This window comes from Pseudomonas marginalis (genome assembly GCF_008692035.1).
GTDB classification, from domain to species: Bacteria; Pseudomonadota; Gammaproteobacteria; order Pseudomonadales; family Pseudomonadaceae; genus Aquipseudomonas; species Aquipseudomonas marginalis.
Genome location: NZ_VTFG01000002.1, coordinates 875,470 through 889,079, shown reverse-complemented (window position 1 = coordinate 889,079; position 13,610 = coordinate 875,470). Strand labels below are relative to the sequence as shown.

Genomic DNA, 13,610 nt, shown 5'->3' with positions numbered 1-13,610 from the left:
CCGTGCGTTTTTTCAAACTGCTGGGTGCTCTGCTGGTGCTCGGCGGCGCATTTGCCGTGGGTGTATGGCGTGGCTGGCTGCCGTTGCCGGCAGAATGGAACCCCTGGTCGCCGCTGGACGTGAGGTCCAGCCCTAACCTGTTGACTCGCTACAAGCTGGGGCGCCTGCAGGATGACCCTGTGCTGTGCGACCAAGTGCTGAAAACCTCTGGTTTGCGTGTCAGCCATCAGGCTGACACGCCCGCCGACGCTGCCTGTCCGCTGCGCAATACCTTGCGCGTGCAGGGGGCAGACGTGGCATTGAGCAGCAGCTTTCTCGCCAGTTGCCCGTTGGCCGTGGCGTTCGCCCTGTTCGAGCGTCACAGCCTGCAGCCGGCGGCCCAGGCGGTGTTCGGCCAGGCGGTGACGCGGGTCGATCACCTGGGCAGCTTTGCCTGTCGCAACATGTATAACCGTGCCGAAGGGCGGCTCAGCCAGCATGCGTCGGCCAATGCCTTGGATATCGCCGGGTTTCGCCTGGCGGATGGGCGCAGTATCAGCGTGCTCAAGGATTGGTCCGGGGAGGGCGACAGCGCGCGGTTCCTGCGCCAGGTGCGCGATGGCGCCTGTGATGACTTCAATGTGGTGTTGAGCCCGGACTACAACGCCGCGCACCGCAACCATTTCCATCTGGACATGGGGCGTTGGTGGGTCTGTCGCTAGGCCGCCAGGCGCAGGTTGTGGGTGATCAGCGGGCGTGCCCAGTGGTAGTCGAAGTCCAGCGCCTTCTGTTGCGCCAGCAATTCTTCGGTCGGGTAAGGCGTGGCCGGTGGTGGCAACAGGTCCAGTTCGAACTCGGCAATCGGCAAGTGCAGAGGGCGTGGTTCCGGCGCCGGGCCGGGCTCAGGCAGTGGCTGGCCGGCCGTCAGGACGATGGGGCGAACCCAAGCGCTTTCGAAATTCTGCTGGCGCTGCTGCGCGACGATTTCATCCTGTGGGAACGGCTCGGCGGCCGGTGGCAGCAATTCGGTTTCGAATTCGGCGATGGGCAGGAACAGTGGCTCAGGTGGCGCAATCTCGGTGTCTTTGACGTCGCACTCACGCTGGGTGAGGATCTGCGACAACAGGTCGGCACCGGCGCTGGGCTCTACCGCCGGGTCCGCCGGTGCCGGCGCCTTGGCGGCGAGCGCGTCCGGCGTTTCACCGAGCTGCTCGGCCAGCGCCCGGGCGAAGAAGTCCTGCCACACATGGCTCACCCCGGCCAGCGCTTGAGTATTGCGCAGGCCGTAGTGGTTATGGGTCGGCAGTACACCGATGGTTAGGGGGAGAATGTCTGACATTTTTCTCGGTCGACGCTCAGCTCTGGCAAAATACCTGACTGTTGTTTTTATCGGCCGTTGTTTGCCGATCCTTAATATTTTTGAGCGTAGCGATTGATGAGCGAACAACCAGCGGCCAGCCGCATCCAGGTCGAGGCCTTGGGCGAAGGTTTCCAGGCCCGGGCCGAGCAGTGGGCTGAACAGCTCGGCTTGCCTTTACAGCTTGCGGAGGCGGATTTTTCCCTGCAGGTAGGTGAGCATGGCCTTCAACTGCAACAGCTTGGTCCCGACGCGCCGGGGCCGGTGCGGGTGGACTTCGTCGAAGGCGGCGCGGCTCACCGTCGGCTGTATGGCGGCGGCAGCGGACAGATGATCGCCAAGGCCGTGGGCATTGCCCAAGGCGTGCGTCCCCGTGTGCTGGACGCCACGGCGGGTCTGGGCAAGGACGCGTTCGTGCTGGCCAGCCTGGGCTGCGAGATGAGCCTGATCGAGCGCCAACCGCTGATTGGCGCCCTGCTCGAAGATGGCCTGGCACGCGGCGCGGAGGATTTCGACGTGGCGCCCATCGTGGCGCGCATGAAGCTGCTCAAGGGCAACTCCATTGACGTGATGCTCCATTGGCAAGGGGAGTCGCCCCAGGTGATCTACCTCGACCCGATGTTCCCTCACCGTGAGAAAACCGCCCTGGTGAAGAAAGAAATGCGCCTGTTCCGGCCGCTGGTGGGGGATGATCCGGACGCACCGGCCTTGCTGGCCGCCGCCCTGGCCCTGGCCAGCCACCGTGTGGTGGTCAAGCGCCCGCGCAAGGCGCCCTGCATCGAGGGGCCCAAGCCGAGCCATGCGCTGGATGGCAAGTCCAGCCGGTATGACATTTATCCCAAGAAAGCGCTCAAGTCTTAAGCCACAAGCTGCAAGCAAAAGCGCTTTTCACTTGCTGCTTGCAGCTAACCACTTGCAGCCGCATCTCTCCTATAGGCCCGCATAAACAACCCCACCACCTCCTGCACATGGGCTTCGGCGGCTTCCTCACTCAGTTGCCCGCCGCAGCCATACAGCAGGCAGAAGTTCGCGGTGCCCTTGAGCAGGCAGAAGAAGTGCTCGGCTGCCGTAAGCGGTCTGTCGATGCTCAGCGCGCCGCTCTGGTCGATCTTGCCGAGCAGGCGCTCCATGCCCTGGAGCATGCGCATGGGCCCGGCTTCGAAGAAGATCTGTGAGAGTTTCACGTCCTGATTGCCGGTGGTCATCATCAGGCGATGCAGGTTTACCGACTCTTCACTGTTGATCAGCCGATGGAACCCCCGCGCGATATTCAACAATACCGTTTCCACCGGCATGCCTTCGGGCAGTTCGAAGTACATCACCGGCAACTGTTCCTCGCACTTGGCCACCACGGCGGCGGTGAACAAGGTTTCTTTGTCGGTGAAGTGGCTGTAGACGGTCAGTTTCGACACGCCGGCCTCAAGGGCCACGGCATCCATGCTGGTGCTGGCGTAGCCATTGCTCAAGAACAGGGTTTTTGCTGCCGAGAGGATTGCCTGGCGTTTTGCCATGTCCTTGGGACGCCCGGGACTATTGGTGCTTACACGATTGTCGGACATTTTCACCTTTAATACTGGACTGGCGAGTTTGGTATTAATAACATACCGGCCAGTATAATTATTCCTAGCTCCATTTGCGAAAGGTCCTTCAGCATGCGCAGCACTTTCCTGCCCTTTGCGTTGCCTGTCTGCCTGGTCTTCCTGTTGGCCGCCTGCGGCCAGGAAGAAGCGGTCCAGACCACCGTCCGCCCGGCCATGGTGGTGCAGCCGCAACCCTCGGCGCAGTCGACGGACAGCTACCCCGGTGAGGTACGCGCGCGCTATGAGCCGGACCTGGCCTTTCGCATCGGTGGCAAAGTCAGCAAGCGTCTGGTGGAGGAGGGCGAGCGGGTCAAGACCAACCAGGCGCTGGCGGAACTTGACCCTCAGGATGTGCGCCTGCAACTGGAGGCCGCCCGTGCCCAGGTCGCCGCTGCTGAGGCCAACCTGCGCCTGGTGCGCGCTGAGCGTGATCGCTACAAGACCCTGATGGACCGTCAGATGGTCAGCCGTTCCCAGTACGACAATTCCGAAAACCTTTACCGTTCCGGTGAAGCGCGCCTCAAGCAGATCAAGGCCGAGTTCGACGTGGCCAGTAACCAGGCCGGTTACGCCGTATTGCGCGCCCCCCAGGATGGCGTCGTGGCCAAGCGCGCGGTGGAAGTCGGCCAAGTGGTCTCCGCTGGCCAGACCGTGTTCACCCTGGCCACCGATGGCGAGCGCGAAGTGCTTATCAGCCTGCCCGAACAAGGGTTTGGTCGCTTCAAGATCGGTCAACCGGTCGCGGTGGAATTGTGGAGCCAGCCGGGCCAGCGTTTCACCGGGCGCATCCGTGAACTGTCGCCTGCGGCTGATCCAAAATCGCGCACCTTCGCCGCTCGCGTTGCCTTCACCGGCGGCACAGTCCCGGCGGAACTGGGGCAAAGCGCTCGCGTATTCATACAGGCCGACGGCGTTGTTCCGCTGTCGGTACCGCTGTCTGCCCTGAGTGCGGAGAACGGTGCGTCCTACGTCTGGCGTGTACAGCCGGACAACACCCTCAAGCGCACGCCGGTACGCATCGGCGCCTTTGGCGAAAAAACCGTACCGGTGCTGGAAGGCTTGACCCCCAACGACTGGGTGGTCGCAGCAGGCGTGCATGTGCTCCACGAGGGCCAGCAAGTGCGCGCGGTGGATGGCTCCAACCGTATAGTGAACCTGGCGGCCAAGGAGTAGTCCCCGATGGCTTTCAATCTTTCCGAATGGGCGTTGCGTAACCGCCAGATCGTACTGTTCCTGATGATCCTGCTGGCTGTGGTCGGCACCTTGTCCTACACCAAGCTGGGGCAAAGCGAAGATCCACCGTTCACCTTCAAGGCCATGGTGATCAAGACCAACTGGCCCGGCGCTACGGCCCAGGAAGTCTCGCGCCAGGTCACCGAGCGTATCGAGAAAAAACTGATGGAGACCGGCGAATACGAGCGCATTGTCTCGTTCTCTCGCCCGGGTGAGTCCACCGTCACCTTCATTGCGCGCGACTCCATGCACTCTGTGCAGATTCCTGAGTTGTGGTACCAGGTGCGCAAGAAGATCAGCGACATCCGGCAGACCTTGCCGCCGGATATCCAGGGGCCGTTTTTCAACGACGAGTTCGGTACCACCTTCGGCAATATCTACGCCCTGACCGGCGACGGCTTCGACTATGCCGTGCTCAAGGACTACGCCGACCGCATCCAGATTCAGCTGCAACGGGTGGCGGATGTGGGCAAGGTCGAGTTACTTGGCCTACAGGATGAGAAGATCTGGATCGAGCTGTCCAACCTCAAGCTCGCCACCCTTGGCCTGCCGTTGGCCGCTGTGCAGCAGGCGTTGCAGGAGCAGAACGCGGTGTCCACTGCCGGCTTCTTTGAAACCCCGAGCGAGCGTGTGCAACTGCGTGTGTCGGGCAACTTCAAGACGGTGGAAGAAATCCGCGACTTTCCTATTCGTGTCGCTGATCGAACCTTCCGCATCGGTGATGTTGCCGATATTCACCGCGGCTTCAACGATCCACCGGCGCCGCGCATGCGTTACATGGGGGCGGATGCTATCGGACTGGCCGTGGCCATGCGCGACGGTGGCGATATCCTGGTGCTGGGCAAGGCCCTCGAAGGCGAGTTCGCACGTTTGCAAAAGAACCTTCCGGCGGGCATGGAGCTGCGCAAGGTGTCAGACCAACCGGCAGCGGTGAAAACCGGTGTCGGCGAATTCGTGCAGGTGTTGGCCGAGGCATTGGCGATTGTCTTGCTGGTGAGTTTCTTCTCCCTCGGCATACGCACTGGCATGGTCGTAGCCCTGGCGATTCCGCTGGTGCTGGCGATGACCTTTGCCACGATGTATTACCTCGGCATCGGCCTGCACAAGATTTCCCTCGGTGCGTTGGTGCTGGCCCTGGGGTTGCTGGTGGATGATGCGATCATTGCCGTGGAAATGATGGCAATCAAAATGGAGCAGGGCTACGACCGGCTCAAGGCGGCCAGTTTTGCCTGGACCAGCACCGCCTTCCCGATGCTCACCGGTACGCTGATCACGGCGGCCGGCTTCCTGCCGATTGCCACCGCGCAGTCGAGCACAGGTGAATACACGCGCTCGATCTTCCAGGTGGTGACGATCGCGTTGCTCGCCTCATGGATCGCCGCCGTGGTGTTTGTGCCGTACCTGGGGGAAAAACTCCTGCCGGACCTGGCGAAGATTCACGCGGCCAAACATGGCACCGATGGCCCGGATCCCTACGGCACGCCGTTCTACCAACGTGTAAGACGTTTGGTGGAGTGGTGCGTGAGTCGGCGCAAAACCGTGATTGTCCTGACGTTGCTGCTGTTTATCGGCTCGGTGGGGTTGTTTCGTTTTGTGCCGCAACAGTTCTTCCCGGCCTCAGGCCGCCTGGAGCTGATGGTCGACCTGAAATTGGCTGAAGGCGCTTCCCTGAGCAACACCGCCGACCAGGTCAAGCGCCTGGAAGCCTTGCTCAAGGAACACGCCGGCATTGATAACTATGTGGCCTACGTCGGCACCGGTTCGCCGCGTTTCTACCTGCCCCTGGACCAGCAACTGCCAGCGGCCAGTTTTGCGCAGTTCGTGGTGTTGGCTAAGACCATCGAGGGCCGCGAGAGCCTGCGCACCTGGCTGATCGAAACCCTCAACGAACAATTCCCCGACCTGCGCTCCCGTGTCACCCGCCTGGAAAACGGCCCGCCCGTGGGCTACCCGGTGCAGTTTCGCGTAACCGGCGAACACATCGAGGAAGTCCGCGCCCTTGCGCGGAAAGTCGCGGCCAAGGTTCGCGAAAATACCCATGTGGTCAATGTGCACCTGGACTGGGAAGAGCCGAGCAAGATCGTCTACCTCAATATCGACCAGGACCGCGCCCGCGCCCTCGGCGTCAGTACCGCCAACCTGTCGAAATTCCTGCAAAGCTCACTGACCGGGTCCAGCGTCAGTCAATACCGGGAGGACAACGAGTTGATCGAAATTCTCCTGCGCGGCACCGTCCACGAGCGCACTGAGTTGTCGCTGCTGCCCAGCCTGGCGGTACCGACCGACAACGGTAAAAGCGTGGCCCTGTCGCAGATCGCCACCCTCGAATACGGCTTTGAAGAGGGCATTATCTGGCACCGCAACCGCTTGCCGACGGTGACGGTGCGCGCCGATATCTACGGCAAGGAACAGCCGGCTACGTTGGTCCAGCAAATCCTGCCAACCCTTGAAGGTGTACGCGCCGAACTGCCGGATGGCTACCTGCTGGAAGTCGGTGGCACCGTCGAAGACTCCGCCCGCGGGCAGAACTCGGTGAAGGCCGGCGTGCCGCTGTTTATCGTGGTGGTGCTGACCTTGCTGATGCTGCAACTGCGCAGCTTCTCACGCACGGCGATGGTGTTTCTGACCGCGCCGTTGGGCCTGATTGGCGTGACGCTGTTCCTGCTGGTGTTCCGCCAGCCCTTCGGCTTCGTGGCCATGCTCGGGACCATCGCGTTGTCTGGGATGATCATGCGCAACTCGGTGATCCTGGTGGACCAGATCGAACAGGACATCAGGGCCGGCCTGGCGCCGTGGCAGGCAATTATCGAAGCCACCGTACGGCGTTTCCGCCCGATTGTGCTGACCGCCCTGGCGGCGGTGCTGGCGATGATCCCGCTGTCACGCAGCGTGTTCTTCGGGCCGATGGCAGTGGCGATCATGGGCGGCTTGATCGTGGCGACGGCGTTGACCCTGTTGTTCTTGCCGGCGCTCTACGCGGCGTGGTTCAAGGTTCGGAAGGCGGCATAGAGGGGTAAGGGCCAATATTTGAGTGTCGAAACGGGTGGCAGGAGCCGGGAACGCTTCCTGCATTCCTGCCACTTAGAGACTACCTGATCACAGGTATGGATTTGTCGATGTCAGTTGTTGACGACAACGGTAAATGGACTCATCTCTTTGGACTTAAGGAATACTTTATGTCTCTTTGCCCCCTCAAGAACTTTTTTGCTGCGCTGTGCATGCCTCAAAGACCCCCGGTAAGCGGTCCTTGCCCGCAAGAGCCGCCACCCCGGCCTTGCCCGCCGCCGCCCCGGCCTTGCTACGCAAAACCGCCTAGCCCTTGCTGGCCTGAGCCCAGTCCCACGAGGCCACTCCCTTGTTCAATGCGTTCGGCCGAGCCGCCCATGAGTATTGGTTATGGCGTGGCAACAACGACGACTTTTGTCGTGGGCGCTTTCCTGTAGTTATCTGGTTTAACCGCTGGAACGAATCTGCATGCCCTCCCGGTGAGGGCATCTTGCGGGTACTTGCAGTAGACTTCGCGGGTTTGATGTTGGCCACTGTCGCCGGGCCATCCATGTTGACGCGTCAGTTTCGATGGGTGGAACGACTTTGGGTCGTCACTCTTGAGGAAAACCTGCATGTTCGCCTGCATTCCAGCCCTGATGTTGCTACTGCTCGCCCCCGGTCCCACCAATACCTTGCTGTTTCGTGCCGGCGTATTGTTTGGCTATCGTGCGTCCTGGTGGTTGGCATTTGTCGAGTGCCTGGCTTACGTGCTTCAGGTTTCGATATGGGGTGTTGCACTGCTCTACCTGGCGGCCTATTCGCCTTGGGCGTCGAAGTTCACGCAATTGGCGGCGGCCGGATACCTGCTGTATGTCTCGTACAAGCTCTGGCAACGCAAAAACAGCACCGTCGACCCTGGCCGTGACCGCCTCAGTGGGTTGAGTTTTTTCTGGTTGACACTGATGAACCCCAAGGGGCTGTTGATCGTGTCGTTCATTGCGCCGGCCGGCACCTTTGCCGCATGGCAAGGCTATGCCGGGTTCATGGCCACACTGGCATTGGTGGTGATACCGGTAGGGTCTGCGTGGATCGTATTCGGCAGTCGCTTCGAAGGGCTGCAAAAAGCCTGGCTGACACCCTTGAAGATCAACCGTGCGACGGCGCTGGCCATGGGGGGCTTTGCAACGTTGACGGTGGGGCGATTGGCTGAGTCGGTATTGCATTGAAGAAAGGCATGTCTCAATTTTCGTGGTTATTGAGATAGGTGGGGTTTTCTGCTGTACTCAAGTCTCAGAAATCAAAAATTGAGATTTTGATGATTAAACTGCCACCCAAGGTGCCGGAACGGGTTTTTGTTCTCATTGGCCAGGAGCCCCATCTTCAGCATCTATCTGACTATATGAAGCTGTCTCAGCCAACAGACAGTCGGGGCCGCTATTTGCACTTTGATCAGCTACGCCACCGTTTTCCTCAGCACTTGGATCCAGCGATATGTTGGGGGATCGTAAAGTCCGAGCGCTCCCGTCTGTATCAGCAAATAGTGCCCGTAGGTATGCCTGAGGTCTGGTGCAACTTTGTATTAACGCCAACCGCACAACGCGTGGTCTCCACGGTCGACAGGTATGCCTCGACTGCCGCACTTGAGTACATGAGCAGCAAGGTCGGGAAGGCTGCTCATATAAAGTATTTGCTCAACGACCTGATCGAAGATGAGGCCATCAGTAGCAGCCAGTTGGAGGGCGCGGCAACCACGACGCTCGTTGCAAAAGATATGTTGAAGCGAGAGCGACTGCCCAGAACGCCAGATGAAAAAATGATCATCGGCAATTACCGAATGATGCGTTTCGCTTGGGATAAGAGAAACGAGCCGCTAAGTGTGGAGTTGATCGCGGACATGCACGAAGTAGGTGTTCAGGGCATTGACGATGATAAATATTCTCCTGGCAGCTTTCGTTTAAACGATGAGGTGGTTGTCCAGGATGGCGATGGCAATGTTGTGCATTCGCCACCTCCTGCAGAAGGGATCATCACTCGGCTGGAGCGGTTGGCTGATTGGATCAATACTTGTCACGACGATGCTACGGCCACCCGCTACCTGCATCCACTGATCAAAGGCATTTCTCTGCACTTTGCCTTGGGTTACGAGCATCCCTTTCGGGATGGCAATGGTCGTGTTGCGCGTGCGTTGTTTTATTGGTTCATGTTTAAAAGCGATTACGCGGCATTCAGGTATATCTCCATCAGTGTCTTGCTGAAGAATGCGGCTGTTCAATACGGTATGTCTTATCTGTATACGGAGACGGATGAACTCGATCTGACTTACTTCATCGACTATCAGTGCTCCATCGTGCAACGCGCAGTTGATGGATTTAAGCAGTCTTACGAGATAAGTGTCCGAGAGGCCGAGGCGTTTGAGCATTGGTTGTGGGAGTCAGGACTTTATAAGGAACTGAATGAGAAACAAAAGACGGTATTTCAGGTCGCCAAGAGCGGTACCGCCAAACAGTTCACCGCCGTCAATGTGAAGGAAAATCTAGGCTGTTCTTACAATACGGCATCGGCCGTGCTGAACGGTCTTGTCGACTTGAATATATTTGTCAAAAAGAAGGTTGGCCGCGAATGGTTCTTTTCAATGCGAGACCAAGCAGAAATACAAAAGAACTGGTTAAAGACTTCTCATTGAGCGGCTTCCCGATGCCCACGTCTCGCTGAAACGTGGGCATCATAGCTATTACAAGGCGCCAAACACCTTCTTCGCCAGACTGGTGGCCGCAGCCGCCGGGTTCTTGCGAATCGTCTCTTCCTGCTGCGCAATCATCTTGAACAAACCATCCAGCGCCTGTTCGGTCACGTAGCTTTCGACGTTGGCGCTCTTGGCATCCACGGCGCCAAATGCGGCGGCCTTGCCTGCGAGGGCGTTGTACTGCTGGGCCACGCCGACCTTGTCGGTCGCGGCCTTGACGATCGGCAGGAACTTGGCGCGGATGGCTTCGCGGCTGCTTTTGTTCAGGTACTGGGTGGCGGAGTCCTGGCCGCCGCTGAGGATGCCCTTGGCGTCGGTCACGCTCATGTTCTTCACCGCGTTGACCAGGATCGGCTGGGCCTGGGTCACGGCGGTTTCAGCGGCTTTGTTCATGCTGTCTTCCAACTGCGTGACCTGGTCACCCATGCCGAACATTTTCAGCTTGTCGGCGACTTTGCCCAGCTTGCCCGGCAGGCCGATCTTCACTTCAGGGTTGTTGCTGAAACCACCGGGTACACCCAGTTGTTTCACGGCGATCTGTGCGCCTTGGGTCAGGGCGTCCTTGAGGCCGCCGCTGGCGTCGCCCTGGGACAGGCTACTGAGGTCCAGGGCCACGGCATTGGCGCCGAGCAGCAGGCCGGCACACAGGGCAGTGAGGCGAAGGGAGTTGCGGAGCATGGGCGCTTCCTTATGTTCGAGTTCAGGGTGCTACGGCGTTCACGCGCACGCGCAGCGGCTGTGGATCCTGGCCGTTGAGCTGCACCGTGTGCCGTTCGGTGGTGATAAACAGTAGCTTGCCGTCCAGCTCGATGCGAGCGCTCACCGAATAACTGTGGCCCGGCTTGACCTGTGCGGGGTCGTAGGTCAGGTGAAACGGCAGCGGCACCTGGCCTTTGACCGGGCCTTTCTGCTCGGCCAGCGTCACCGCGGGCGCATCCGCCAGGGACACGTCCTGCAGGCTCACGCTCAAGGTGGCGGCGGGCGGCAGGGCAATGCGTTGCAGGTAGAACACCTCGCCGTCGAGGCTGGCCTTGGGCGCTGGATGCATGGATTGGCAGGCTCCGAGCAGGGCGGTGAGGCCCAGGAGAATGATTTTTTTCATGGTGCAGCTCCTTTTCAACGGCGCCAGCATCCAACTGGCGCCTTGTTCAATCTAGCGTGTTTCTTCCGCTTCCACCGGCGCTTCGGCTGCGCCATCCACACGGTGCAAGGCCACCTGGCGGATCGACAGGCGAATCTCCGCGGGCAACACGCGCTTGGCCGCACCTTCGGCCAGTTCGCCGAGCAGGTCGTGGTAGCTCAACTTGCCGGCCTCGTCGCGGCGCAGCACATCTTGTTCCAGCAAGGTCTGGATGAAATGTCGGAAAAGGCTCTTGTCGAAGAATTCCGGGGCGTTGAGGCCATGCAGGATCGACAGGCGCTGGGCCATGATCGTGCACAGGTCTTCCAGTTCTTCGGCGCTGATGCTGTTCTGGCCGCTGTTGAGCAGCAGTGAGATCGCCATGTAGAAGCGTTGCAGGGTCTGGGCGATGGTCTTGGACAGCAGGGTCAGCAGCACGAAGTGCCGCGAGCTCGGTGCGGGGCGCAGGTACACGTTGTTTTCGAAGCGCAGCAGGCCCTGTTCGACGAACGCGTCCAGCCATTGATCGACCACCGTATCCAGCTCTTCCAGCGACCAGCGGATAAACAGCTCCGATTGCAGGTACGGGTACAGCGCGTGGGTATAGCGCAGGATCTGCTCGCGGCTCATCCGCGAGCTGCTCTGGAAGAAGCTGGCCAGCAGCGCCGGCAGGGCGAAGATGTGCAGCACATTGTTGCGGTAGTAGGTCATCAGGACGGCGTTCTGCTCGTCCAGGTACAGAATCTTGCCCAAGGCATCGCTCTGTTCCGACAGCAGGTCCATGTCCTTGACGTGCTTGATCAGCGCCAGGCCGTCGCCTTCGGGCAAGGTGGTGTGGGGCGAATAAGGCACGCGGCGCAGCAGCGCCAGGTACAGGTCCAACTGGCGGGCCATGGCCTGTTCATCCAGGGCCAGGCGCGTGGTGGACAGCAGCGCCAGGGCCACCAGGTTCACCGGGTTCACGGCGGCGGCTTCGTTCAAGTGGCGGGCCACCTGTTCGCCGAGGCGATTGGTGGTTTCGTTGAGCCAGGCCGGTTTGTAGTTCGGGCCCAGTTCCTGGGTGCGCCAGTCCGGTTGCTCGGCGTCGAGGAACTCGGCCAGCTTGATCGGCTCGCCGAAGTTGACCGCGACCTGGCCAAAGCGCTGCTTGAGCGCGCCGGCCACTTTGAAAATATCGAAGATCGACTCTTTCTTCTTGCTCGCACCCCGCAGCTCACCGAGGTAGGTGCGGCCTTCGAGCACGCGCTCATAGCCGATATACACCGGCACGAACACGATCGGCATGCGCGAGGAGCGCAGGAAACTGCGCAGCGTAATCGCCAGCATCCCGGTCTTCGGCTGCAGCATGCGCCCGGTGCGCGAGCGTCCGCCTTCGACGAAGTACTCCACCGGGAAGCCCTTGGTGAACAAGGTGTGCAGGTATTCGTTGAACACCGAGGTGTACAGCGGGTTGCCCTTGAAGGTGCGGCGCATGAAAAACGCACCGCCACGGCGCAACAGGCTGCCGATCACCGGCATGTTCAGGTTGATGCCGGCGGCGATATGCGGCGGGGTCAGGCCGTTCTTGAACAGCAGGTAGGACAGCAGCAGGTAGTCGATATGGCTGCGGTGGCAGGGCACATAAATCACCTCGTAGCCCTGGGCAACCTGTTGCACGCCCTCGATGTTATTGACCTTGATGCCGTCGTAGATTTTGTTCCAGAACCAGCTCAGCACCACTTCCAGGAAGCGGATCGCGGTGTAGGTGTAGTCCGAGGCGATCTCGTTGCCGTAGCGCAGGGCCAGGGCCTTGGCTTTTTCCGGGCTGATTTTTTCCCGCTCGGCTTCGTCAAGGATGGCCTGGCGCACCAGCGGCATGTTGACCAGGCCTTTCACCAGATTGCGCCGGTGGGACAAATCGGGGCCGATCACCGCCGTCTTCAGGTTACGAAAGTGCACGCGCAGGATGCGTTGGGCCATGCGCACGGTGCGTTCGTGGCCTTTATTGTGCTCGATCAATTCACGCAGGTTGATGGGCGCGGAGAATTGCACGCGGGTCTTGCGCCCCAGGATCAGGATGCTCAACAACCGGCGTAGACGCCCGGTGACCGCCCAGCTGTCGGCAAACAGCAGTTTCCACGGGCTGGACTCGCTCGCAGGGGTTTGTCCCCAGAACACGCTGACCGGAATGATTTGTGCATTCTCTTCGGCGTGTTCGCTGAGGGTGTTGACCAGGCGGGTCAGGGTCGGCGGCGCGCCGCGCTTGTCCTGGCGCCCCAGCCAGTCCGGCTCGGGCGTGAGGTAGAAGAACGCCGCGGGTTCCATCAGCGGGCCTACCGATACCGGCAGTACCGGGCGCGGCAGGCCGGCCTTGGTGCACTCGGCATCGACCACGGCCAATTCGGTGAGGGAGGGCGATTGCAGGACGTAAAACACCGGCCGGCTGCGGTCCAGGTTGAGGGTAAGGGACGACTGGTTGATCGTCTCCGAGCGAACCCAGAGGTACAACAGTCGGCGCAAGGTGCCAAACACCAGACGGCGGAACGGGGAGCGGGTCATAGGCGAGCTGCTTCAAGTGGGAAAAACCGAGCAGGCGCTCGGGCGGGTAGTGTGCCGTATTCGCCGAAAATC

11 protein-coding genes are annotated in these 13,610 nt (G+C 60.4%); 6 read left to right on the top strand and 5 right to left on the bottom strand.

Translation table 11 applies throughout. The features are described from left to right. Positions 1-2: 2 nt before the first annotated feature. Complete coding sequence (locus FX984_RS24170) at positions 3-701, top strand: extensin-like domain-containing protein (RefSeq protein WP_027604503.1); 699 nt, start codon at positions 3-5, stop codon at positions 699-701. Here FX984_RS24170 and FX984_RS24165 read toward each other — a convergent pair. After that, a complete protein-coding gene (locus tag FX984_RS24165; protein WP_092356433.1) occupies positions 698-1,318 on the bottom strand; it encodes an energy transducer TonB in 621 nt (206 codons plus the stop codon). The two genes, FX984_RS24170 and FX984_RS24165, sit on opposite strands and share 4 nt — an antisense overlap. Positions 1,319-1,414: 96 nt before the next feature. Here FX984_RS24165 and FX984_RS24160 point away from each other — a divergent pair, with 96 nt between their 5' ends. Beyond that, on the top strand, positions 1,415-2,197 hold the full coding sequence (locus FX984_RS24160) for a class I SAM-dependent methyltransferase (RefSeq protein ID WP_146475837.1): 783 nt from the start codon (positions 1,415-1,417) through the stop codon (positions 2,195-2,197). 44 nt (positions 2,198-2,241) lie between these two features. On the opposite strand, the gene FX984_RS24155 is transcribed toward FX984_RS24160, so the two are convergent. Beyond that, positions 2,242-2,895 carry a TetR/AcrR family transcriptional regulator gene (locus FX984_RS24155; RefSeq protein WP_027604500.1) on the bottom strand — a complete coding sequence of 218 codons (654 nt, stop codon included), beginning with the start codon at positions 2,893-2,895 and terminating at the stop codon, positions 2,242-2,244. A 93-nt stretch (positions 2,896-2,988) separates the two neighbouring features. On the opposite strand from FX984_RS24155, the gene FX984_RS24150 reads away from it, so the two are divergent. The 4 genes from FX984_RS24150 (at position 2,989) to FX984_RS24130 (ending at position 9,820) form a co-directional block, all read left to right on the top strand. Continuing rightward, on the top strand, positions 2,989-4,089 hold the full coding sequence (locus tag FX984_RS24150) for an efflux RND transporter periplasmic adaptor subunit (RefSeq protein ID WP_092356439.1): 1,101 nt from the start codon (positions 2,989-2,991) through the stop codon (positions 4,087-4,089). 6 nt (positions 4,090-4,095) lie between these two features. Then, entirely contained in the window at positions 4,096-7,158 is a 3,063-nt protein-coding gene (locus FX984_RS24145) for an efflux RND transporter permease subunit (protein WP_146475835.1), read from the top strand. A gap of 611 nt (positions 7,159-7,769) precedes the next feature. Continuing rightward, positions 7,770-8,363, top strand: a complete 594-nt coding sequence (locus FX984_RS24135) for a LysE family translocator (RefSeq protein WP_092356443.1) — start codon at positions 7,770-7,772, stop codon at positions 8,361-8,363. Positions 8,364-8,455: 92 nt separating this feature from the next. Continuing rightward, positions 8,456-9,820 carry a Fic family protein gene (locus tag FX984_RS24130; RefSeq protein WP_391564220.1) on the top strand — a complete coding sequence of 455 codons (1,365 nt, stop codon included), beginning with the start codon at positions 8,456-8,458 and terminating at the stop codon, positions 9,818-9,820. Between the two features lie 48 nt (positions 9,821-9,868). On the opposite strand, the gene FX984_RS24125 is transcribed toward FX984_RS24130, so the two are convergent. Genes FX984_RS24125 through plsB form a run of 3 tightly spaced genes read right to left on the bottom strand, consistent with a single transcriptional unit; the run spans position 9,869 to position 13,538 of the window. Continuing rightward, positions 9,869-10,558, bottom strand: a complete 690-nt coding sequence (locus FX984_RS24125) for a DUF4197 domain-containing protein (protein ID WP_074844233.1) — start codon at positions 10,556-10,558, stop codon at positions 9,869-9,871. Between the two features lie 22 nt (positions 10,559-10,580). Next, the gene (locus FX984_RS24120) at positions 10,581-10,982 is read right to left on the bottom strand and encodes a YbaY family lipoprotein (RefSeq protein WP_027604494.1); all 402 of its coding nucleotides are present in this window, start codon (positions 10,980-10,982) and stop codon (positions 10,581-10,583) included. Positions 10,983-11,033: 51 nt separating this feature from the next. Next, positions 11,034-13,538 (bottom strand): glycerol-3-phosphate 1-O-acyltransferase PlsB, encoded by a 2,505-nt coding sequence (plsB, locus tag FX984_RS24115; RefSeq protein ID WP_146475830.1) that lies wholly within the window; start codon positions 13,536-13,538, stop codon positions 11,034-11,036. Positions 13,539-13,610: the final 72 nt, after the last annotated feature.

Excerpts from the sequence above, each read along its gene's own strand:
- FX984_RS24165 (WP_092356433.1), bottom strand. The coding sequence starts at position 1,318 with ATGTCAGACATTCTCCCCCTAACCATCGGTGTACTGCCGACCCATAAC.
- FX984_RS24160 (WP_146475837.1), top strand. The coding sequence starts at position 1,415 with ATGAGCGAACAACCAGCGGCCAGCCGCATCCAGGTCGAGGCCTTGGGC.
- FX984_RS24155 (WP_027604500.1), bottom strand. The coding sequence starts at position 2,895 with ATGTCCGACAATCGTGTAAGCACCAATAGTCCCGGGCGTCCCAAGGAC.
- FX984_RS24150 (WP_092356439.1), top strand. The coding sequence starts at position 2,989 with ATGCGCAGCACTTTCCTGCCCTTTGCGTTGCCTGTCTGCCTGGTCTTC.
- FX984_RS24145 (WP_146475835.1), top strand. The coding sequence starts at position 4,096 with ATGGCTTTCAATCTTTCCGAATGGGCGTTGCGTAACCGCCAGATCGTA.
- FX984_RS24135 (WP_092356443.1), top strand. The coding sequence starts at position 7,770 with ATGTTCGCCTGCATTCCAGCCCTGATGTTGCTACTGCTCGCCCCCGGT.
- FX984_RS24125 (WP_074844233.1), bottom strand. The coding sequence starts at position 10,558 with ATGCTCCGCAACTCCCTTCGCCTCACTGCCCTGTGTGCCGGCCTGCTG.
- FX984_RS24120 (WP_027604494.1), bottom strand. The coding sequence starts at position 10,982 with ATGAAAAAAATCATTCTCCTGGGCCTCACCGCCCTGCTCGGAGCCTGC.
- plsB (WP_146475830.1), bottom strand. The coding sequence starts at position 13,538 with ATGACCCGCTCCCCGTTCCGCCGTCTGGTGTTTGGCACCTTGCGCCGA.